Annotated in this window: 24 protein-coding genes; 16 read left to right on the top strand and 8 right to left on the bottom strand. The window is 72.9% G+C overall.

The features are described from left to right. Nucleotides 1-119 precede the first annotated feature (119 nt). Entirely contained in the window at nucleotides 120-1,115 is a 996-nt protein-coding gene (gene ppk2, locus ACIQD7_RS07250) for a polyphosphate kinase 2 (RefSeq protein WP_402440302.1), read from the top strand. Between the two features lie 15 nt (nucleotides 1,116-1,130). On the opposite strand, the gene ACIQD7_RS07245 is transcribed toward ppk2, so the two are convergent. Beyond that, entirely contained in the window at nucleotides 1,131-1,457 is a 327-nt protein-coding gene (locus ACIQD7_RS07245) for a helix-turn-helix transcriptional regulator (RefSeq protein ID WP_402440300.1), read from the bottom strand. 103 nt (nucleotides 1,458-1,560) lie between these two features. Between ACIQD7_RS07245 and ACIQD7_RS07240 the strand changes: the two genes are divergently transcribed. Beyond that, nucleotides 1,561-1,956 carry an STAS domain-containing protein gene (locus ACIQD7_RS07240; protein ID WP_402440298.1) on the top strand — a complete coding sequence of 132 codons (396 nt, stop codon included), beginning with the start codon at nucleotides 1,561-1,563 and terminating at the stop codon, nucleotides 1,954-1,956. Here the strand turns inward: ACIQD7_RS07240 and ACIQD7_RS07235 are convergent. Next, nucleotides 1,953-3,140, bottom strand: coding sequence for a phosphatidylserine/phosphatidylglycerophosphate/cardiolipin synthase family protein (locus ACIQD7_RS07235; protein WP_121829175.1), 1,188 nt, complete (start codon nucleotides 3,138-3,140; stop codon nucleotides 1,953-1,955). The genes ACIQD7_RS07240 and ACIQD7_RS07235 overlap by 4 nt on opposite strands. Before the next feature lie 355 nt (nucleotides 3,141-3,495). On the opposite strand from ACIQD7_RS07235, the gene ACIQD7_RS07230 reads away from it, so the two are divergent. After that, complete coding sequence (locus ACIQD7_RS07230) at nucleotides 3,496-4,806, top strand: phytase (protein WP_402440295.1); 1,311 nt, start codon at nucleotides 3,496-3,498, stop codon at nucleotides 4,804-4,806. 76 nt (nucleotides 4,807-4,882) lie between these two features. Here ACIQD7_RS07230 and ACIQD7_RS07225 read toward each other — a convergent pair whose 3' ends face one another. Together ACIQD7_RS07225 and ACIQD7_RS07220 are read right to left on the bottom strand one after the other, a co-directional pair. Further along, the gene (locus ACIQD7_RS07225; protein ID WP_402440293.1) at nucleotides 4,883-5,923 is read right to left on the bottom strand and encodes a vWA domain-containing protein; all 1,041 of its coding nucleotides are present in this window, start codon (nucleotides 5,921-5,923) and stop codon (nucleotides 4,883-4,885) included. Between the two features lie 75 nt (nucleotides 5,924-5,998). After that, entirely contained in the window at nucleotides 5,999-6,310 is a 312-nt protein-coding gene (locus tag ACIQD7_RS07220) for a hypothetical protein (protein WP_402440291.1), read from the bottom strand. Between the two features lie 126 nt (nucleotides 6,311-6,436). Between ACIQD7_RS07220 and ACIQD7_RS07215 the strand changes: the two genes are divergently transcribed. Continuing rightward, nucleotides 6,437-6,730, top strand: coding sequence for a hypothetical protein (locus ACIQD7_RS07215; protein WP_402440289.1), 294 nt, complete (start codon nucleotides 6,437-6,439; stop codon nucleotides 6,728-6,730). A gap of 118 nt (nucleotides 6,731-6,848) precedes the next feature. Then, nucleotides 6,849-7,157, top strand: coding sequence for a hypothetical protein (locus tag ACIQD7_RS07210; RefSeq protein WP_121829170.1), 309 nt, complete (start codon nucleotides 6,849-6,851; stop codon nucleotides 7,155-7,157). 28 nt (nucleotides 7,158-7,185) lie between these two features. Here ACIQD7_RS07210 and ACIQD7_RS07205 read toward each other — a convergent pair whose 3' ends face one another. Next, the gene (locus ACIQD7_RS07205) at nucleotides 7,186-7,410 is read right to left on the bottom strand and encodes an EF-hand domain-containing protein (protein WP_402440286.1); all 225 of its coding nucleotides are present in this window, start codon (nucleotides 7,408-7,410) and stop codon (nucleotides 7,186-7,188) included. Between the two features lie 243 nt (nucleotides 7,411-7,653). Between ACIQD7_RS07205 and ACIQD7_RS07200 the strand changes: the two genes are divergently transcribed. Continuing rightward, nucleotides 7,654-8,478, top strand: coding sequence for a class I SAM-dependent methyltransferase (locus ACIQD7_RS07200; protein WP_402440285.1), 825 nt, complete (start codon nucleotides 7,654-7,656; stop codon nucleotides 8,476-8,478). Here ACIQD7_RS07200 and ACIQD7_RS07195 read toward each other — a convergent pair. After that, nucleotides 8,438-8,995: a TspO/MBR family protein gene (locus ACIQD7_RS07195; RefSeq protein ID WP_402440283.1), complete on the bottom strand. Its 558-nt coding sequence runs from the start codon at nucleotides 8,993-8,995 to the stop codon at nucleotides 8,438-8,440. The two genes, ACIQD7_RS07200 and ACIQD7_RS07195, sit on opposite strands and share 41 nt — an antisense overlap. Before the next feature lie 148 nt (nucleotides 8,996-9,143). Here ACIQD7_RS07195 and ACIQD7_RS07190 point away from each other — a divergent pair, with 148 nt between their 5' ends. The 5 genes from ACIQD7_RS07190 (at nucleotide 9,144) to ACIQD7_RS07170 (ending at nucleotide 13,965) form a co-directional block, all read left to right on the top strand. Next, nucleotides 9,144-9,743: a lytic transglycosylase domain-containing protein gene (locus tag ACIQD7_RS07190; RefSeq protein ID WP_402440281.1), complete on the top strand. Its 600-nt coding sequence runs from the start codon at nucleotides 9,144-9,146 to the stop codon at nucleotides 9,741-9,743. Between the two features lie 106 nt (nucleotides 9,744-9,849). Further along, nucleotides 9,850-10,302: an SRPBCC family protein gene (locus tag ACIQD7_RS07185; RefSeq protein ID WP_402440279.1), complete on the top strand. Its 453-nt coding sequence runs from the start codon at nucleotides 9,850-9,852 to the stop codon at nucleotides 10,300-10,302. A 187-nt stretch (nucleotides 10,303-10,489) separates the two neighbouring features. Further along, nucleotides 10,490-10,816 (top strand): WhiB family transcriptional regulator, encoded by a 327-nt coding sequence (locus ACIQD7_RS07180; RefSeq protein WP_402440277.1) that lies wholly within the window; start codon nucleotides 10,490-10,492, stop codon nucleotides 10,814-10,816. Nucleotides 10,817-11,056: 240 nt separating this feature from the next. Then, a complete protein-coding gene (locus ACIQD7_RS07175) occupies nucleotides 11,057-11,878 on the top strand; it encodes a response regulator transcription factor (RefSeq protein WP_402440275.1) in 822 nt (273 codons plus the stop codon). Nucleotides 11,879-12,096: 218 nt separating this feature from the next. Further along, the gene (locus ACIQD7_RS07170) at nucleotides 12,097-13,965 is read left to right on the top strand and encodes a glycosyl hydrolase family 18 protein (RefSeq protein ID WP_402440273.1); all 1,869 of its coding nucleotides are present in this window, start codon (nucleotides 12,097-12,099) and stop codon (nucleotides 13,963-13,965) included. A 106-nt stretch (nucleotides 13,966-14,071) separates the two neighbouring features. Here the strand turns inward: ACIQD7_RS07170 and ACIQD7_RS07165 are convergent, their stop codons facing one another. Further along, nucleotides 14,072-14,731: a DedA family protein gene (locus ACIQD7_RS07165; protein WP_402440271.1), complete on the bottom strand. Its 660-nt coding sequence runs from the start codon at nucleotides 14,729-14,731 to the stop codon at nucleotides 14,072-14,074. Between the two features lie 273 nt (nucleotides 14,732-15,004). On the opposite strand from ACIQD7_RS07165, the gene ACIQD7_RS07160 reads away from it, so the two are divergent. Continuing rightward, entirely contained in the window at nucleotides 15,005-15,238 is a 234-nt protein-coding gene (locus tag ACIQD7_RS07160) for a DUF5133 domain-containing protein (RefSeq protein ID WP_383410333.1), read from the top strand. Between the two features lie 174 nt (nucleotides 15,239-15,412). Continuing rightward, a complete protein-coding gene (locus ACIQD7_RS07155) occupies nucleotides 15,413-15,613 on the top strand; it encodes a cold-shock protein (protein ID WP_383410330.1) in 201 nt (66 codons plus the stop codon). 126 nt (nucleotides 15,614-15,739) lie between these two features. Here ACIQD7_RS07155 and ACIQD7_RS07150 read toward each other — a convergent pair whose 3' ends face one another. Then, entirely contained in the window at nucleotides 15,740-16,168 is a 429-nt protein-coding gene (locus ACIQD7_RS07150) for an SRPBCC family protein (RefSeq protein ID WP_402440267.1), read from the bottom strand. An 801-nt stretch (nucleotides 16,169-16,969) separates the two neighbouring features. Here ACIQD7_RS07150 and ACIQD7_RS07145 point away from each other — a divergent pair. The 3 genes from ACIQD7_RS07145 to ACIQD7_RS07135 all read left to right on the top strand — a co-directional run bounded on the left by ACIQD7_RS07145 (nucleotide 16,970) and on the right by ACIQD7_RS07135 (nucleotide 20,653). Beyond that, a complete protein-coding gene (locus ACIQD7_RS07145; protein ID WP_402440265.1) occupies nucleotides 16,970-17,419 on the top strand; it encodes a subtilase-type protease inhibitor in 450 nt (149 codons plus the stop codon). A 178-nt stretch (nucleotides 17,420-17,597) separates the two neighbouring features. Next, nucleotides 17,598-18,806 carry a serine hydrolase domain-containing protein gene (locus ACIQD7_RS07140; protein ID WP_402440263.1) on the top strand — a complete coding sequence of 403 codons (1,209 nt, stop codon included), beginning with the start codon at nucleotides 17,598-17,600 and terminating at the stop codon, nucleotides 18,804-18,806. Nucleotides 18,807-18,967: 161 nt separating this feature from the next. Continuing rightward, nucleotides 18,968-20,653: an ABC-F family ATP-binding cassette domain-containing protein gene (locus ACIQD7_RS07135; RefSeq protein WP_402440261.1), complete on the top strand. Its 1,686-nt coding sequence runs from the start codon at nucleotides 18,968-18,970 to the stop codon at nucleotides 20,651-20,653. The last annotated feature ends 35 nt before the right edge of the window (nucleotides 20,654-20,688 follow it).

Below are 20,688 nucleotides of genomic sequence, written 5' to 3'. Positions count from 1 at the left end.
ATCCCGGCCCCCGGCTCCGGACGCGGGACCGCACCGGCCGGGACGGCCGACCGGGTGAGACCGGCACCAGCGGGTAGAGGCAGGGTCCGAGAGGACGTGCGGAGGAAACGGAGTACCCGATGACCGGCGTGAACGGCACCGGCGGCGAGGACCGCGAAGAGGACCGGGAGACCGCACCGGACCTCCTCGAAGGGCTCAGCGTGGACACCAGCAGGCCCGAGCAGCCGCTCCTGCTCGACGCCGGGGGCGAACCCATCCGCACGTGGCGGGAGAACTACCCGTACACCCGCAAGGTGCGCCGCGCCGCGTACGAGCGGGAGAAGCGGATACTGCAGATCGAGCTGCTCAAGGTGCAGCGCTGGGCCAAGGAGACCGGCGCCCGGATCACGGTGCTGTGCGAGGGGCGGGACGCCGCGGGCAAGGGCGGCACCATCCAGCGGTTCACCGAGCGGCTCAACCCGCGCGGCGCCCGGATCGTCGCCCTCGACAAGCCGACCGAGCGCGAGGCCGGACAGTGGTACTTCCAGCGCTACGTGGCCCACCTGCCGGGCCCGGGCGAGATCGTCTTCTTCGACCGCTCCTGGTACAACCGGGCCGGGGTCGAGCGGGTGATGGGATTCTGCACCGACGACGAGTACGAGCTGTTCCTCCACCAGTGCCCGCTGTTCGAACGCATGTTGGTCGAGGACGGCATCCACCTGGTGAAGTTCTGGTTCTCCGTCTCCCGGTCCGAACAGCGCACCCGCTTCGCCATCCGCCAGGTCGACCCGGTGCGGCAGTGGAAGCTCTCGCCCACCGACCTCTCCTCCCTCGACCGCTGGGACGACTACACCGCCGCGAAGGTCGCCATGTTCAGGGCGACGGACACCGAGCACGCGCCCTGGACCGTGGTCAAGAACAACGACAAGCGACGCGGCCGCCTCGAAGCCATGCGCAGCCTCCTGTCCCGCGTCGACTACACGAACAAGGACGAGGAGGCGGTCGGCACCCCCGACCCGCTCGTCGTCGGAGCGGCGGACACCCTGCTGGAACCGGGGGAGGAGACGACCGTCCTCTCTCCCACGCCCCTGGCCCCCGCCCGGCAGGGCCCGGGGGAGCACCCCCAGGCCCGCTGAACTCCCTGCCCCTACCTACTCCTCCGGCCGTACGGCGCGGGCGGTCTCGTCCTGGACGAGCAGGGAGAGCAGGGAGGCGACGGACAGTCCCGCCTCCGCCGGGTGCCGCAGCACCTTGTCCGGCTCGATGCGGTACGTGTTGCCGCGCCCGTCACGGGTGTGGGAGAGGTAACCGTCCTGTTCGAGGTCGGAGATGATCCGCTGGACGGCCCGCTCCGTGAGCCTGCAATGGGCCGCGATGTCGCGGATGCGGACGTTCGGGTCGTCGGCGATCGCCGCCAGCACGCGCGCGTGGTTGGTGACGAACGTCCAGCCGCTGTGTGATCCGGGCACTCCCGCCATGGTCGGCATCCTAGGGAAAGGCATTGCCGGACGGCAAATACGTGACATACTTTTCGTGTCACAGATGACGTGTTCCCGTGGAAGCCGCAGGAAGGGTCCGAAGATGTCCTTGGGCGAGGCCGTCATGACAGGGCGCGAGAGCGATCTCGGCGGGAGCGGGGACCGGGGGGCCGGACCACGCGACGCGGGAACTCCGGAGCGGTACGAGGCGCACGGAGTCCCGGTCGTCGTCGCGCGCGGTTCCTACGACATGCAGACGATCACCCCCCTGGCGACCGCCCTGCGCGCCGCGGCCGAGGGCCGTCCGAGGGTGGTCCTGGACGTCTCCGCCGTCACCTTCGCGGACTCGTCCTTCCTGAACCTGCTGATCCTCACCCATCGGACGACGGACCTGCGCCTGGCCGGGCCGACGGCACCGGTGCGCCGGATCCTGGAACTCACCGGGGTCGACACCGTCCTGAAGGTGCGGCGGACGGTGGAGGACGCGGCCACCTGCTAGAGGAACCGGCGGATGGGCAGCACGGCCTTCTCTCCCAGCCGCTGGAGCGCGGCACGGCGCCGCCAGCGGGCCGGATCGACGGGGGTGCTGCGCCGCAGGTCCTCCTCGAAGTCCCGGTCCAGACCGGCGGTGAACTCCTCGTCGAGGACGGCCAGCATCACCTCCTCGTCATGACTCATGGAACGCCGGTTGAAGTTCGTCGAGCCGGTCAGCGAGGCCACGCCGTCGACCGTCATGATCTTGGCGTGCATCATCGTCGGCTGGAACTGGTGGATGGTCACCCCCGCCTCCAGCAGCCGTTCGTAGTGGTACTGGCCCGCCAGGCGACAGGCCCGCTGGTCGGTGTAGGGCCCGGGCAGCAGGATCTCCACGGTCACGCCGCGCCGCGCGGTCGCGCACAGCAGGTCCACGAAGTAGGTGTCCGGCGCGAAGTAGGCGGTGGCCAGCCGGAAGCGCTGCTCGGCGCTGGTGAGCATGACCCGGATCAGGGTCTGCATGTCCTGCCAGCCGATGCTCGCCGAGCCGCGGATCACCTGCACGACGGAGTCCCCGGGCTGCTCGTGCTCGGTGAACCGGTCCCGGTCGTCGTACAGCTCGTCGTGGCACTCGGCCCAGTTCTGCGAGAAGGCCGCGGCGATGCCGTCCACGGCCGGACCGCGGACCTTGACGTGAGTGTCGCGCCACTCGCCGGGATTCCGGGCGTCGCCGCACCATTCCTCGGCGATGCCCACGCCGCCCGTGAACGCCGTGTGCTCGTCGACGATCAGCGCCTTGCGGTGGCAGCGGTGGTTCTGCTTGAGCGGTGAGAGCCACAGCGGCTTGCGGAACCAGGCGACCCGCACACCGGCCTCGTCCATCCGGTCGAGGAGGTCCTGCTCGATCCGCATGGCGCCGAAGCCGTCGAGGAGCAGCCGCACCCGCACCCCGGCGGCGGCCCGTTCGGCGAGGGCCTCGGCGAAGTCCCGGGCGATCTGCCCGCGCCAATAGACGAAGGTCATCATGTCGATGGTGTGCTCGGCCGCCTTGATGGCGTCCAGCATGGCCGGAAAGATCTGATCGCCGTTGCGCAGCGCGATCAGCTCGTTCCCCTCGGTCGCGGCGACGCCCATCAGCCGCTCCAGCCGCCGGCGCAGGTGCCGTATGCGGGCCTCGGCGGGTCTGGGACGCTGTTCCACGGAAGTCATGCGATTCCCCTTCGAGCCGTTCGGAAAGCCTGTGGTGTGCGTCCCGGCCCGATCGGCTCGGGAGTGGTGAACGGCAGGCTTTCCAGGCCTCCCGATCGAACTGGCTTCCGTTTCCATGGTGCTCACATGCCCAGCAGCCGGAACCGTATCCGGATGTGCGGGCAAGATCTCACCGACCGGTCCGCGACCCCGCCCGGCGAGCCCGCGTCACGCCGTCGAGCCCGTCACCGCGGCTCCGGCCTTCAGCTTCCGTACACCCGCCGTCCGGGCGGCCGTTCGCCCGGCGGTCGCCGTGCCGTCACCGGCGGGCGCCAGGCTCGCGCGAGACCGATGGACGCCCTTCCCAGGAGACCACGTGACCCGTTCCCCGTTCGTCCGGCCGACCGTACTGGCCCTGAGCACGGCCCTCGCGGCAGCCGCCCTCGCCGTACCCGCCGAGGCCCGGCACCGGCACCCCGGCGGCCCGCTGCCCGCGGTCACGCCCCGCGCGGAGACGCCGGCGCTGCACGACGACGACGCGGGCGGCAACGCGGACGCGGACGACCCCGCCATCTGGCGCAACGCCGCAGCCCCCGAACGCAGCCTGGTCGTCGCGACCGCCAAGGAGGGCGGCCTGCGCGTCTACGACCTGGACGCGCGACCGGTCCAGTCGATAGCCGCGCCGCCCGCCACCGCGCCGGGCGGCGCTCCCGGCCGGTTCAACAACGTGGACCTCGTGCGGGGACTGCGGCTCTCCTCCGGGCGGGCCGACCTCGCCGTCACCACCGACCGGGGCCACGACCGGCTGCGCCTCTACCGCATCGACCGCGACCGCCCCGGCGGCCCACTCACCGACGTCACCGACCCCTCCGCGCCCGCCGTCTTCTCCCGCGACCAGGCCGAGATCGACGAACAGCGGACCGCCTACGGCCTGGCGACCTGGACGGACCCGGCGTCCGGAAAGGCCTACGCCCTGGTCAGCCGTCGCGAGCGCACGACCGTCGCTCTCCTCGAACTGCTCCCGGCGAAGGGCGGCCGGGTGACCTACCGCAAGGTCCGCACCCTGGACCTGCCCTCCGCCTTCCGGCTGCCGAACGGCACCTCCTGGTCGCCGTGCGCCGAGCCCGGCGAACTGCCCCAGGTCGAGGGCATGGTCGTCGACCCCGCGAACGGCACCCTGTACGCCGGTCAGGAGGACGTCGGCATCTGGCGGCTGCGCGCCGACCTCACCGGCACCCCCCGGCTGATCGACAGGGTCCGCGAGTACGGCGTCCCCGGGACGTACGACGAGGAGACCGAGGAGTGCGCGCCCGGCGCCGACCCCGGCTACGGCGGCACGAGGCTCTCCGCCGACGTCGAAGGCCTGACGCTGGTCACCGAACCGGACGGCGACGGACACCTCCTGGCCTCCAGCCAGGGCGACGACACGTTCGCCGCCTATGACCGCGAACGCGAGGACGGCAACGCGTACGAGGGCGGATTCCGCGTCGCGCCCGCGCGCACCGGACCGGACGGCTCGGAGGAGTGCGACGGAGCGGCCGCCCTGAACGCCCCCCTCGGCCCCACGTACCCGAGGGGACTCCTCGTCGTCCAGGACGGGCACGACGCGCCCGGCGACGGCGGGCGCCCGTCGACCGACTTCAAGTTCGTCGACCTCGGGAAGGTCCTGGACGCCCTCGACGACTGACCCGACGACTGATCCGAAGCCCGGCCCGCCGCCCGTGCCCCGCCGGGCCGTCCGACACCGACCGGACGGCCCGGCGTCAGACCATCACCAGGAGCCGCGTGTTCGGCACGAGCTTCCGGTTCACGCTGGTGCTCTGCACGAAGATGGTGAAGTCGTCGTTGTGGTCGGGCCTGACGCGCACCTCCACGTCCGGCAGGCCGAGCAGGGCCCGGGCCTCGGGCCCCGTGTACACCCGGTCCGTCTTCTTCTCCAGCACCGCGATCTGCTTCCGCGCCTGAACCTTCTCCGACTTGCTCAGCTGGTAGAACGCGCAGCCGGTGCGGTAGGCGTGCCCGGACTCCACGACCCGGTCCCGGATAGCCGTGTCCTGGGCCACCGGCACCAGCCGGTACGCCGACGGGTCCGCGGGGGTGAGGCCGGCCGCCGCGACCGTGTCCTTGTTGACGGCCTCCGCGCCCGTGGAGAACACCGCCCGCGACCCCCGGATGCCCTTGGTGCGGCCCACCATGAACTTCTCAGTGGCCTCCTGGATGACCTGCCCGGCCTCCTCCAGGCCCCGTGTGCTCGTGGCGTCCCAGACCGCGACGTTCTCCTTCGGGAAGCCGCACTGCACGGCCTCGCGCTTCCCCACCTGGTCCGGCACGAGGACGGCCAGCGTCCAGTTGTCCTGCTGCGTCTCGATCATCCCGGCCACGGCCTTCACCAGCTCGCGCGGATCCCTCGACGGGGCGTCCGGGCAGCGGTGGCTCGCGTTCTCCTGGCCGTCCGTCAGCACGAACGTCAGGAAGCTGTGGTCGCCGTACAGCTGGGCCGTCCGCGCCAGCTCCGCCTGCGACTTCAGCGTGGCCGCCAGCAGGGACGTCATCCCGCCGACCCGGTACAGCTGCTTCAGGGACGGCATCCGCAGCACGTCCTTGTCGTAGATGACGCACTCCACCTTGTCCGCGAAGACGTACACCGTGACCCGGGTCTCCTGGTCCAGCTCCTCAGACCGGCGGGCGAGGTAAGCGATCTGCTGGTCGGCGACCTCCACGACCTTGCCGCTCAGGTGGTGCATCGACGAGCTGGCGTCCAGCACGAGCGCCACGTGATTGATGTAGTTCTGGTTCCCGGACATGACGGTTCCCCCTCGTTTCCAAGTCTCCGACCGGATGCTCCTACCGTCCCACCCACCACTGACAATCGGTCCCCGTCACCCGCCCAGGGCTTCCAGACCCCGGCTCCAACGGGCCTTCCGCTCCGCCGCGTTCTGCTCCCACCACGGCTCCCCACGCTCCCCGAGGGCCACCTTCGCCGTGTGCACCCGCGCCCGCGCGGCCCGTTCGGCCCGCACGTCGTGCTCCCGCCGCGCCGCTCCCACGGCACGACGGGCCGCCATCAGGAGGAAGCGCAGCCGCGCGGCCGCCTCCGGAGGGATGTCCGGGTCGGTGGCGCGCCACCGGCGGCCGCCGACGACGACGTAACGCCCGTCGGGCGTGTGCTCCGGACCAGACCCCGACGTCATCGGCACCGGCTCCCTTCGGTTCCGCACCATCCTGCGACGGAAGCCGCGCCCCCGCCTCCCGGCCGGGTCCGAAAAGGGCCGTGCGGATCCCTGGTGAATCGTTCGGCACGGGGTATACGGGGCCGCATGGCAGCGAAGACCGATCACCTCACCCCCTTGCGGGCCACGCGTCAGTTGCGCCGGATCCGCACCTTCTACGCGGCGGCCGCCCTGCTGTGGGCCGTCGCGGCGACCTGGACGGCGTGGACGCACCCCGGGTCCCGGCAGATGTGGGTCTCCGTGGCCCTGCTGGCGGTCTTCGTCGCCCTGCTGGGCACCGTCGCCCTGTGGCTGCGCGGCCTGCGGGCCGCCGCCGGACGCCGTCCGGCGCACCACGCCGCACCGCGACGGGCGTCCGCGCCCCGTCACGCGAACGCCTGAGGCCAGCCCCGCGCGGAGCCGTTCCCGGCATGTCGCGGGAACCCTCCGGTACGGCTTCGTCAGGAGAATGAGGAGGACCCGGCCCGACGGTCGGGCCGGGTCCCGTTGAGGAGCAGCCATGACCACGTTCGTCATCACCGTCCCCGGTACGTTCACCTCGGGCATCAGCGACTCGGCCCGCTCGGCCCTCGAAAGGGAGCTGTCCCCCCAGCACACCGACGTGAGCGAGAGCGAGGGCCTGGACCTCCTCACGCTGAACGAGGGCGGCACCTTCTCGATCCGTCTCGAAGTGGAGGCCCCGGACCGCTACGAGGCCGAGCTGGACGCCGTCCGGATCGTCTCGCGGGCGCTGGGGAAGGCGGGAGTGGCGGAGGCCGACGCCCCTCTCGGTCCGCCGACCGTCACCGGCATCGACAGCGACCTCTGAGCCGCACCGGCCCGCCTTCCCCGGCGGGTCACACCTCCTTCAGGCTTCCCTCGAACTCGGGGAGCGAGACCAGGCCGTCGCCGTCGACGTCCGCCCTGCGGAAGAGCCGCCGCAACGCGTCGTCGTCGAGGTCCCGCCCCGTCAGCCGTTTCACGGCACCGCCGAACTCGTGGACGTCGAGCAGCCAGTCGTCGTCGGTGTCGAACTCCCCGAACACCGTCCTGGTCCCGTCCGGCGCGTTCGCCTCGACCATGTGACACCCCCTCCTCGTCCCCGGACCTCCGCCGGGGAGGACCGTCCGCCTGCCCGCCCTCCGGGTGCCCAAACGGCCCGGCACGGCGCGCCTCGGCCGGACGGGCGCCCGCCGGTGGACGATGGCGGGGCGACGGCCCGGCCGGCGCTCTCCCGGCGCGTGAGGAGGATCTGCCATGGACCGGCCCGATCGGTCGGAACCCGGCCGGCACGGAGGCCTCCCCGGCGCCGGGACGGCGACGGCGTGACCGCCGCGCCGCAGGAGGAGCCCGGGGACGGCCGCTACGGCGAGGCCGTCTTCCGGCCCGACCGGACCGGCGAGGACGCGCGCATCGACCACGGCGCGCTCGCCTACGACGACCTCACCATGCACCGGCTGCGGGCGCTGGGAGTCGGCCCGGGATGGCGCTGCCTCGACGTGGGCGCCGGCACGGGCACGATCGCCCGCCGCCTGCTGGACGAGGCCGGGGTGACGAGCGTGCTCGCCGTGGACCGCGACGTACGGTTCCTCGCCGAACGCCCCACGGCCGGGCTCGACCTCCTGGAGGCCGACGTCACCGCCCCGGACTTCGCCCCCGGCCGGTTCCGGCTCGTCCACGCGCGCTTCGTCCTGATGCACCTGCCCGAGCACGACCGGCTGATCGGGAAGCTGGCCGAGCTGCTCGAACCCGGGGGAGTGCTGGTGCTCGCCGACGCCGTGGACCTGACGAGCGACCGGGCGCCCCGTACCCCGTACACCACGGCCATGCGGGCGATGTGGCGGGGACTGCGGGACACCATCGGCACCGACGTCTCCTGGGTGCCGTCCTACCCGCACCTGCTGCGGGAGGCGGGGCTCGAGGCCGTCGCGGCCGAGATCCACGTGCCGCCGCTGCTGCCCGGCAGCCCCCTCGGCCGCTTCTGGGCCGACACCTGGGAGCGGAGCAGGGCGGCCATGACCGCCACCGGCCTGGTCGACGACGAGGCCGTCGACGCGGCGGTCCGGTACCTGGACTCCGGCGACTGCGCGGCGCTCTCGGCCGGGATGCTCACCGCCTGGGGGAGAAGGCCCCCGGAGCCGCCGCGCTGACGCCTCCCGGCCCGGGGGAGGGGTTGCGCCGCGCGAGGGACAGGTTCAGGGCGGTGGCGAACAGACACCAGGCCGCATACGGGAGGAGCGCGCGACCGGCGGTGCGGTCCACGGCGGACGTCCTCCGGAGGAGCTGGACGTTCCCGACGTCCAGGAGGACGGTGCCGACCACCCCCGCCCACGGGCTGCGCCTCCGGAAGAACAGGTGGTTCCAGGCCGCGTTCAGCACCAGGTCCGCCCCCAGGGAAGCCGCCAGCGCGGTGCGCCGCGCGCCGCGCGCCCGGGCGAGCCCCCGTCCGCCGGCCCAGGCGAGCGACACGTACAAGGGGGTCCAGACGGCCCCGAACGCCCGGGGCGGCGGCTGCCACGGCGGCTTGTCGAGCGACGCGTACCACGGGCTGTCCGCGTCCACGGCGCGGGCGCCGACCACGGCGGTCGCGGCGACCGCCACGGCCGAGGCCGCGTAGGGCTTCCATCCGCCGACGGCGGGCTTCGTCTTCTCACCGGTGATCCTCACACCGTGGCGTGTGCCCGCGTTCCCGCCTCCCGACCCCCCGCGCGCGGGAATGGCCGCGGATCCGCAGGGCACGCGAACCCCATGACGGCGCGTGTCCGGTTCTGCCGGGCGCGGCCGAGGACGGAACAGGGAACGAGGGAGAGCGCGCATGACCGGACGGACCGTGCCGGGACGGGAACGACGGCTGAGGCTGGTGGACCGCGGCGACGTCCCGACACCGCCGCTCAGGCCGGGCGGTTACGATCCGGCCGCCTACGCCGCGTGCGTCCTGCGCAGCGCGGAGGAGACCGGCGTCTCGCCCCTGCTGGTGATGACCGTGCTCCACAACGAGGCGTACAAGCCGCACCACCCGCTGCTGGAACGGCTCTGGCAGTGGTGGAAGCCCGGGGCCTCCTTCGGCCTCGCCAACATGCACCGCGCGGCCTTCGAGCAGGTCCGCCGGACGCACGGCCTGGCGGAGCGGTGGCAGGACCTCCGCGACGACCCCGCCTTCGCCGTCCACGCGGCCGCCCTGCACCTGAAGGACCTCGACCGGAGCCTCCCGGAGCGCCACGCGCGCCGCTACACCCGCGACGAACTGCTAGCCCTCGGCTACAACACGGGCGCGCGCAACATGCGCCTCTTCGCCCGGGGCGTCCCGCCCGGCCCCATGGCCCGCTCGTACCTGCGCCGCTTCCGCGACCACCGGACCAGGGCGGCCGGGATCCTGGCGGACCACCACGAGCCGTACGACAGCGCCGTCGGCTGATTCCGGGCGCATAAACCCGCCCATAGGTGGCATACGGGACCGGAAGCCGTTCATCGGACCCACTGCCGCACGGGGCCCACCGGCCCCGCCGGAAGAGGAGGACAGCATGTCGCAGGTCGAAGAGTCCGTCGAGGTCGACGTCCCGGTCACCACCGCGTACAACCAGTGGACCCAGTTCGAGGAGTTCCCCGAGTTCATGGAGGGCGTCGAGCAGATCGAGCAGCGCACCGACACCCTCACGCACTGGGTGACCAGGATCGACGGGGTCCGCCGCGAGTTCGACGCGGAGATCACCGAGCAGATCCCCGACGAGCGCGTCGCCTGGACCACCGTGGGCGGCGAGGTCAGGCAGGCGGGAGTGGTGACGTTCCACCGCATCGACGACCGCACCACCAAGGTGATGCTGCAACTCGACCACGACCCCGAGGGGCTGGCCGAGACCGTCGGCGACAAGCTCGGCGTCGTCAGGCGACAGGCCGTCGGCGACCTGAAGCGGTTCAAGAAGTTCATCGAGTCCCGTGGCGGTACCGAGACCGGCGGCTGGCGCGGCCAGGTCTGAAGGAGCGCGACCCCCGCGGCGCCCGGCCCGTGATCCGGACGCCCGCCCGCCGGCCCCGGAGCCCGGCCGTCCCCCGACGGCCGGGCTCCGCCGTGTTCCGGGCGCGACTCGTCCGCATCGATGTCCCCGCACGGGTCATACGGACGGTGCCGCGAGGCGTGCCGAACAGGGAGAGGGCGGGGACGGGATGGACGGACACGAACGGGAGAGCTGGAGCGAGCGGGCGGCGTGCCGGACGGCGGACCCCGACGAGCTCTTCGCCGACGGCGCCGCCCAGAAGCAGGCCAAGGCGCTCTGCTCGGCCTGCCCCGTGCGGACCGAATGCCTGGCCCACGCCCTCGACCGGCGCATCGAGCACGGCGTGTGGGGCGGCATGACCGACCGGGAGCGGCGCGCCCTGCTGCGTCGGCGCCCCGCCGTGACGTCCTGGCGGCGCCTGCTGGACGCGGCGCGGGCGGAGCACGAACGACGGGCGCGCCGCACGGACGCTCCGCCCCTGCACGCGGCCCGCTGACCACCGGTACGGAGGACGCGCGCGAGCGCGGCCGTTCGCGTCCTGCTCCGCGAAGCAGGCGCGCGACCGGTCCGTCGACTCCCGCCCACCGTGCTCAGCCCCGTCCAGCACGGTGGCGCGGTGCGCCGGTGACCGATCATGGCCCGGGTCCGGTGGCCGGGCCATGGGGAGAAGTACGTATGGACAGCGGCCCGTTACCGTGGACCGGCAGGGTTCGCCGGGGCTCCGGGAGAAGAGGTCATGAGGGATCGGTACGCGCGGATGCTGGACCTGGCGGTCGGGGTGATGGACGCCGACGACCCGGAGCGCGTCTGGTCCCTGCTCACCGAGGAGCTGCTCACGGCGCTCGACGCGACCCTGGTCGTGGTCAAGGAGGAGCCCTGGACGCGGGAGCGGGGCCGCGTCGAACTCCGGTCGTACGGGACGGAGACGGCGGACCCGCTCGACGAGTCGGTCCGGCGCCGCATCCGGGAGGGCTATCCCTTCGCCGGGTACTACGGGGGACACGGGGAGCGGATCCCGCAGAGCGCCGCGCGCATCGCGGGAGGCCGGGTCTGGCGGCACAGCGCGACGGCCGACGCCCTCCACGGGGCCTTCGGGACGCGGCACATGCTCGGCATACCGTTCCCGGGCACGGGCCCGCACGTCAGCGGGTTCATGGTGCACCGCCCGGGCGGGGACTTCTCCGTCCACGACGTGCGGTACGCCGCGCGCGTACAGCCGCTGCTCAAGGCGGCGGCGAACCACCGGTCCCTCCTGAACGCGCTGCGGGAGGCGTCGGGCGGCGACCGCGGAGGGCGGGCCGACCGGTCGTCGGTCGAGCCGCCGACCCCCCGCGAGCTGAACGTCCTGCACCTGCTCGCCGCCGGCCTATCGGCCGACTCCATGGCGCGCCGCCTCGGCATCTCGCCGCGCACCGTGCACAAGCACCTGCAGGCCCTCTACCGCAAGCTGGGCGCCGTCGACCGGCTCGACGCGGTGCTGCGCGCCCAGCGCGCCGGTCTGCTCGCCGGGGCCGGCGGCCTGCGCGAGCCGGGCGTCCGGCCCTTCCCGGGCCGGTGACCCGGCGCCGTTCAAACCGCTCCTCCCGCGGGGTACTTGGGACCGCCCGCTGATCGGAAAACTGGTCCAGACCTCTTGACGATTGGTCCAGACCTTCTTAGTGTCGCCGCAACGCACTGCGGTGAGCGCAGGGCAGGGCACCACGTACTCAGGGCCATGCAGGGCGTGCGGGTCACGGATCACCCCCTGCGGCACCGGATCCCATCCGAGGAGCATCGTTGAGCACCGAAACACCCCGCCGCCGAATCCGGTCGCCGCGGAGCGTCAACCGGTCCGGCCGGGCCAGGGCCGTCGCCGGCGTCACCGCGCTGGTCCTTCCCCTGGCCGCCATGGTCGGACTCGCGGCCCCCGCGGAGGCGGCCGCCTCCGCCACCGCGACCTACACCAAGAAGTCCGACTGGGGCTCCGGCTTCGAGGGCCAGTGGACGGTGAAGAACACCGGCACCACCACGCTCTCCTCCTGGACCGTCGAGTGGGACTTCCCCACCGGCACCAAGGTCACCTCCGCGTGGGACGCCACCGTCACCAACTCCGCGAACCACTGGACCGCGAAGAACCTGGGCTGGAACGGCACCCTCGCCCCCGGCGCCTCCATCTCCTTCGGGTTCAACGGCACCGGCACCGGCGCCCCCTCCGGCTGCAAGCTCAACGGCGCCTCCTGCGACGGCGGCACCACCAACCCCGGTGACAACGCCCCCTCCGCGCCCGGCAAGCCCACCGCGAGCGACATCACCGACACCTCGGTGAAGCTCACCTGGGCGGCCGCCACCGACGACAAGGGCGTCAAGAACTACGACGTCAAGCGCGACGGCGCCACCGTCGCCACGGTCACCGGCACCACGTACACCAACACCGGCCTGACCGCCGGCACCGACTACAGCTACACGGTCGTCGCCCGCGACACCGCCGACCAGACCGGCCCGGCCTCCGCCGCCACGCCGGTCCGCACCACCGGCGGCGGTGGCGGCGGCGAGAACCCCGGCGGCAACGGGAAGATCAACCTGGGCTACTTCACCAACTGGGGCCCCTACACGGTGAAGAACCTGGTGACCTCCGGCTCCGCGTCGAAGATCACCCACATCAACTACGCCTTCGGCAACGTGCAGAACGGCAAGTGCACCGTCGGCGACGCCTACGCCGACTACGAGAAGTCCTTCACCGCCGACCAGTCGGTGGACGGCAAGGCCGACGTGTGGGACCAGCCGCTGCGCGGCCACTTCAACCAGCTGCGCAAGCTGAAGGCGCAGTACCCGCACATCAAGGTCCTGTGGTCCTTCGGCGGCTGGACCTGGTCCGGCGGCTTCGGCCAGGCCGTGCAGAACCCGACCGCCTTCGCCCAGTCCTGCTACGACCTGGTCGAGGACCCGCGCTGGGCCGACGTCTTCGACGGCATCGACCTGGACTGGGAGTACCCCAACGCCTGCGGTCTGACCTGTGACACCAGCGGCCCGGCCTCGATCAAGAACATGATGCAGGCCATGCGCGCCAAGTTCGGCGCCAACAACCTGATCACCGCGGCCATCACCGCCGACGGCTCCAACGGCGGCAAGATCGACGCGGCCGACTACGGCGGCGCCGCCCAGTACATCAACTGGTACGACGTGATGACCTACGACTACTTCGGCACCTGGGCCGCGCAGGGCCCGACCGCCCCGCACTCCCCGCTCACCTCGTACCCCGGCATCCCCGCCCAGGGCTTCAACTCGGCGGACGCGATCGCCAAGCTGAAGGCCAAGGGCGTCCCCGCCTCCAAGCTGCTGCTCGGCATCGGCTTCTACGGACGCGGCTGGACCGGCGTCACCCAGTCCGCCCCCGGCGGCACGGCCACCGGCCCGGCGGCCGGCGTCGAGCCGGGCAACCAGTACTACAAGGTCCTCAAGACCACCTGCCCGGCCACCGGCACCATCGCGGGCACGGCCTACGCCCACTGCGGCACCGACTGGTGGAGCTACGACACCCCGGCCACGGTCACGTCCAAGATGGGCTGGGCCAAGACCCAGGGCCTGGGCGGCGCGTTCTTCTGGGAGTTCAACGGCGACACCGTCGACGGCGAGCTGGTGAACGCGATCAGCAACGGCCTGAAGTAGGGCCCGGCGGTCGCCTTCGCACCGCACCACTGAAAAGTCCCGCCCGCCCCCTCGCGAGGGGGCGGGCGGGGCCGTTCTCCGTCGAGGCCGCCTCCCCGGGCCCGGGTCAGGGGGTGCGGCGCCCGCCGTCCCGGTCGCGGCCGCGCACCCGTACGGTCACGTAGACCACGAGGGCGAGGGCGCCCAGGACCAGGACGGCCTTGGAGACGAGGCCCACGTACCTCCCGACCACGTCCCACTGGTCCCCCAGCCAGTACCCGGCCAGGATCAGGGCGGCGTTCCAGATCAGGCTGCCGAGCGCGGTCAGCGCGACGAACAGGGGCAGTGACATGCGCTCCACCCCCGCCGGAGCGGAGACGAGACTGCGGACGACGGGCACCATGCGGCCGAGGAAGACCGCCTTGGTGCCGTGCCGGGCGAACCACTCCTCCGTACGCTCCAGGTCGGAGGTCTTCACCAGCGGCAGCCTCGCCCAGAGGGCGTGCACGCGCTCCCGGCCGAGCAGCGCCCCGAGCCAGTAGAGGACCAGGGCCCCCACGACCGAGCCGAGCGTGGTCCAGAACAGCGCCGAGAACAGCGTGAGGACGCCCTGCCCGGCCGCGAACCCGGTCAGCGGCAGGATCACCTCGCTCGGCAGGGGCGGGAAGAGGTTCTCCAGGGCGACGGCCAGGCCGGCCCCGGGACCGCCCAGGGTCTCGACGAGGCCGATCGCCCAGCCCGCGAGACCGTCCGAGGGCTGCCGTGCCGTCGCGTACGTGAGGTGCATGGTCGTCTCTCCAAGCCGCCGGGCCGATCGGTCACCCGGGGGCCGCGCCCCGCCACCGCAGCGGCAGGACCGCACGGACCGGTGACGGTCCGAGGCCCGGGAGTGCCTTCCCTGCTACCCGCTCCGCCGCGATCCCCACGCGCGGATCCGGAATCGTCGCGGACCGTCCACCGGGCCCGGCCGGGGCGTCACGGGATTCCGGTCCGGGGCAGGCATGAGCGGACGCGTCCGGGGAAGACGGAAACCACTTGTTGGACCGTGAAAGGCCGGCCCGTGCTGACTCCCGATCCCCGCACCCTCCGTTCCCTGCTGACCCGTTACGCGGACCTGCGCATCGCCGAGGCGCGTGGCGAGAAGAGGGACGGGCAGCCGCTGGAAGACGTCTCCCGCGCCCTGTGCGCGGCCACCGGCACGACCCGCGTCGAGGACGCCCTGGCGGCCGCCGACGCCCTGCTGGCGGCCGCCCGCGCGCGGGGCGCCCGGACGGCACCGGGACTGGCCGCCTGAGACGCCCCCGGCCCCGTCGCCGGCCGGTGGGGCGGCTTTTCCGTGACCCGAAGGGCGCAAGATCGATTGACGGGGTGAAGATCGGGGTAGGGCGGTGACGGGTGTCTTCCCCCGGTGGGCGGCACCGTTCTTTTCACCCCGGCCGGGAGTCCCGGCGCGATCGAAGGATGCAGCATGGCCAGCGGTACCGTGAAGTGGTTCAACGCCGAGAAGGGCTTCGGTTTCATCGCCCAGGACGGCGGCCCGGACGTCTTCGCCCACTACTCCAACATCTCCGGCAACGGCTACCGGGAGCTGGTGGAGGGCGAGGCGGTCACCTTCGACGTGACGCAGGGCCAGAAGGGGCCCCAGGCCGAGAACATCGTCCGCGGCTGACGAGCACCGGCCGCGAAGGACCGGCGGGGCGCCCCGTGGGGCGGTGAACGCCGGTGTACGGGGGAGGGGCCCGGCGACACCGGGCCCCTCCCGCGCGTGAGACGACCGTCTCCGGCCGTCTCCGGCTCAGCTGCGACCGGCCTCGTGCTCGGCCATCCGCTGGAACTCGCCCAGGTCGTAGTTGGCCAGGGTCGCGTCGAGGTTCGTCACGGCACCCAGGTGTTCGACGAAGCCCTTCGGCTCGTACTCGACCTGGAGCGTCACCCGGCTTTCCGTATCGCTGAGCCGGTGGAAGGTGACCACCCCCGCGTGGTGGACCCCCTCCGTCGTCCGCCAGGCGATCCGCTCCTCCGGGACCACCTCGGTCAGTTCGGCCACGAAGGCCTTGTCGGCGCCCGGCAGGGAGACCTGCCAGGCGAACGTCCCGGCGTCGATCCGGTCGACGCGCCTGACGTGGCTGAGGAACGTGGGCCAGCGCTCGACGTCGGCCCAGAGGGACCAGCTCACGGCCACCGGTGCCTTGATGTCGACCGCTTCCAGCAACGAGGACGCCACGGACGTCTCCTCCTCCTGTGGGAAAGGACGGGTTTCTCCGTCCGTACCCCCGAAGACGCGTTTCACCGTCCGCGTTCCCGGATCCCCGCCGCACGGAGGGCGACGGCGGCCGCGGCGTCGAGGGGGATCTCGCTTTCAGGCCGTCGGGGACGCACGCGGCCGCGCGCGAGACGGCGCCCTCGCCCTCGAAGCGCCAGGTCCCGCCGGGCGCCCGGCGACCATCCGGACGTGGAGGACGTCGTGTTCCCCGCCCTCCTCGGCCAAGAGGACGCCGGCCGCGTGCAGCCGGTGTACGGTCTCGCGGATCTCCTCCGGCCCCTTTCCCGGCACCGGCTCACCAGGTTCTCCACGGGGAACGACGTACCGTACCGTCCGGGCCGACGACGGGGAGGGCACCGGTGTCGATCAGCGGGTCCGGTCCGTTCGCGGAGTGGAACGCCGTTCCCGGTCTTCCGTGACGGGCGCGCTCGACGCCGTATGGACCCGGCGGTGGTACGTCGCTAACCGGCCGTACTGAATGGCCGTTCGGTAAATCGGACGCGTCTTCGAGCAGGTCGGCGGCCGGTGGGGGAGGGGAACGGCCCGGCGCGGGGCGCGTACGGGGCCGTGCCGAAGGCCCTCCGCACCGCGTCTGAACTGCCACGACACCCCTCGAGCCACCGGTAATCGTGCTCCGATGTCCGAATAACGGTCATGAAGGTGCGGTAGCTCTGCGTGTCAGACACACTCCGAAGCGCAAGATGGGCAGGAATCGCAGGAGAAAGACCGCTCATTTCCGTCGATCAGAAAGAGAATCTTCCCGTGCTTCGTCGTTCTGCCGCAACTTTCGCGGCCACCTTCCTCTGTCTCGTCGGCACCGCCGGTACGGCCGGCACCGCCGCCGCCGTGGAGACCGGAGCCACCAGCCTGTACGCCCCCTCCGCCGTCGTCCTCTCGATCGGCAGGGGCGCCGACGCCGGTCCGGTCACCGTCCTCCGCGCCGCCACGCTCAGCTGTATGCCCGGACCCGGCGGAACGCACCCCGCCCCCGAGGCCGCCTGCGCCGAACTCGCGTCGCGGTTCGCGGGGAACGGGTTCGACGGACTCCTCGCCTCTCCCGATCCCGACCGTGCGTGCCCGCAGCACTTCGACCCCGTCACCGTCACCGTGGACGGCGTCTGGGCGGGGACCCGCACCTCCTGGCAGCACACCTTCTCCAACGCCTGCGTCATGGGCGCCACCCTGAACGGCGGAGAAGCCTTCGCGTTCTGAGCCCGCGTCGGACCGTGACGCGAGGCGGAGCCGGGCCGGGGGTGCCCGGCCGGGGCCCGTGGGGATCTCGGCCGGATGGAGCAGCGGAAAGGCGCGGGGCGGCCGCGCGGTCGATGCTGGGGCGAACCCCCCTCGCCGGGCGCCCGTCCGCCCCGCGTCACCCCGAGAAGGAGCCCCCGTGTCGGCACGCCCTGGAGGCCGTTCCCGCTCGCGCGCACGTCTGCGCCTGTCCGTCGCCACCCTCGTCGGCGCCCTGGCGCTGGGCGCCGCCGGCCAGTCCGCGCGGGCGGCCGGAACGCCCCCGCCTCCCTCCCCCTCCCCGTCCTCGGCCGAGGCCCTGCGGAAGCAGCTGGACGACCTGGTCCGGACGCCCGGCGGACCGCCCGGCGCGATCGCCCTGATGCAGGTGGGCGACCGGACGACGGTCCACCGGGCCGGCGTGGCCGACACGAGGACCGGCAGACCGCCCCGTGCCGACGAGTACATGCGCCTCGCGAGCGTCTCCAAGGCGTACAGCGGGGCGGTCGCCCTGCGCCTGGTCGACCGGCACCGCCTCGCCCTGGACGACACGATCGGCCGACGCCTCCCCGCCCTGCCGAAGGCCTGGCACAAGGTGACCCTCCGGCAGCTGCTCAGCCACACCAGCGGACTGCCCGACTTCTCGACCGCCCCGTCGTTCCTGGAGATCCTGATCGCCGACCCGAGGCACCGCTTCGACTCGCGCCGGCTGCTCGACTTCGTCGCCGACCGGAAACTGCTCTTCCCGCCGGGATCGCGCTACGCCTACTCGAACTCCGACAACATCGCCGTCGCCCTGATGGCGGAGGCGGTCACCGGCCGGCCGTACGAGCGACTGCTCGAACAGCTCGTGTACCGGCCCCTCGACCTGCGGCAGACCGTCCTGCCGCAGGGCTACCGGATGCCGAGGCCGTACCTGCACGGCTACGACGTCACGCCGCCCGCCCCGCCCGAGGACATCAGCGAGGCCCTCAGCGCCTCCGGCGTGTGGGCCTCCGGCGGCATCGTGGCCACGCCCAAGGACCTGAACGCGTTCGTCCGGGCCTGGGCGGGCGGCCGCGACTACCTCTCCGAGGAGGTCCGGAACCAGCAGCGGCGCTTCATCCCGGGCGCCGCCTCGGAGCCCGCCGGACCCGGAGCCAACGCGGGGGGACTGGCGATCTTCCGCTACACGACCCGGTGCGGCACGGTCTACGGCCACACCGGCAACTTCCCCGGCTACACCCAGCTGGCCGTCGCGACGGCGGACGGCAAACGGTCCCTGACGTTCTCGATCAACACCCAGACCAGCAAGACCCTCAAGCCGGAGCTGCTGACCAAGGTCCGGGCCGTCCAGGAGGACTTCGTCTGCGCCCTCCTGCGGCGCTGAGACCCGGCCCCACCCGGGGCGAGCGAAAACGGCTGGGGGCGAGACGGTACGTCTTGTTATGGTGAGGACATGGCTTTCCTCTTCTTCTTCGTCTGAGTCCGGGCACGGCCGACGCCGCCGTCTCTGCCGCCCGTAGACCCTTCGTAGCCCGGGGAAAACCCATGCGCGACCGCGCCCGTACCGTCCTGCCCACCACCGCCTCCGGCACCGCTTCCGCCGCCGTGGCGCAGTTGTCCGTCAAGGACGTCACCAAGTCCTACGGCACCCGTACCGTCCTCGACCAGGTCTCCCTCACCGTCCGGCCGGGGGAGAAGGCCGCCGTCGTCGGTGAGAACGGCTCCGGCAAGTCCACCCTGCTGCGGCTGCTCGCCGGAGCCGAGACGCCGGACGCCGGGGAGGTCATCGTCGGCTTCCCCGGCGGCACCGGCCACCTCGCCCAGACCCTCGGCCTCGACCCGTCCCGCACCGTTCAGGACGCCGTCGACCTCGCCCTGACCGAGCTGCGCGCCATGGAGCGAAGGCTCCGCACGGCGGAGGAGACCCTCGGGAACGCGTCGGACGGGGAACTCGCCGCCTACGGCGAACTCCTGATCGCCTACGAGGAACGCGGCGGATACGAGGCGGACGCCCGGGTCGACGCCACGGCGCACGCCCTCGGCCTCACCCGGATCACCCGCGACCGCCCGCTCGGCTCCCTGTCCGGCGGCGAGCGGGCCCGGCTCGCGCTCGCCTGCGTCCTGGCCGCCGCCCCCGAACTGCTGCTCCTGGACGAACCGACGAACCACCTCGACGCGGCGGCCGCGCACTGGCTGGCGGCACACCTGAGCGCCCACCGCGGCACCGTCGTCGCCGTCACCCACGACCACGAGTTCCTGGAGCGCGTCGCCACCACGATCCTGGAGGTCGACCGGGACGAGCGCACCGTGCGCCGCTACGGCGACGGCTGGACCGGCTACCGCGCCGCGAAGGCCGCCGCCCGGCGCGGCGCGGAGCAGCGGTACGCGGACTGGACGGAGGAGGTGACCCGTACGGAGGAACTGCTCGACGCCGCGACGAGACGGCTCTCCACCACCGGCCGCGACCCCGGGCAGGGCTTCGGCAAGCACCGCAGGTCCAGCGAGGCGAAACTCGGCGGCCAGGTGCGCTCTGTCCGGGAACACCTGGCCCGGCTGCGACGCGACCCCGCGCCGAAGCCACCGGCACCGCTCCGCTTCACGACGACGCCGGCGACGACGCTGGCGACGGCGACGGCGACGGACGGTCCGGCGCCTGGCCCCCTCGCCGAACTCGACGGCGTACGGGTCGGGGAGCGGCTGCGTCTGGACGGCCTCCTGACGCTCGCGCCCGGACAGCGGCTCCTCGTCACGGGCGGGAACGGGGCGGGCAAGACGACGCTGCTGCGCGTCCTGGCGGGCGACCTGGAACCGGACGCGGGCACCGTACGCCGCCCCGCCCGGATCGGCTACCTCCCACAGGAACCGCCCGCGCGCTCCCCACGGCTTCCGCTGCTCGCCGCGTTCGCCGTCGGCCGGCCCGGACCGCCGGACGAGCACGCCGAACGGCTCCTGTCCCTGGGCCTGTTCCGCGAGGAGGACCTGCACGTCCCGGTCGACCTCCTCTCCGTGGGACAGCGGCGACGGCTGCAGATCGCGACCCTGGTGACCCGGCCCGCGGACCTCCTCGTCCTCGACGAGCCGACCAACCACCTCGCCCTCGACCTGGTCGAGGACCTGCGGACCGCGCTCGCGGCGTACCCGGGGGCGGTGGTCGCGGTCTCGCACGACCGGGGCTTCCGCGCACGCTTCGAGGGGGAACGGCTGGAGCTGCGCGCCGGCCGAGGGAGCTGACCCGCCCCACCGCCCCCGCGCCCTCCGCGGCGGCG

Origin of the sequence: Streptomyces sp. NPDC093071, from assembly GCF_044754545.1 — a bacterium.
Taxonomy (GTDB): domain Bacteria; phylum Actinomycetota; class Actinomycetes; order Streptomycetales; family Streptomycetaceae; genus Streptomyces.
This window is presented reverse-complemented; position numbering and strand designations above follow the sequence as displayed.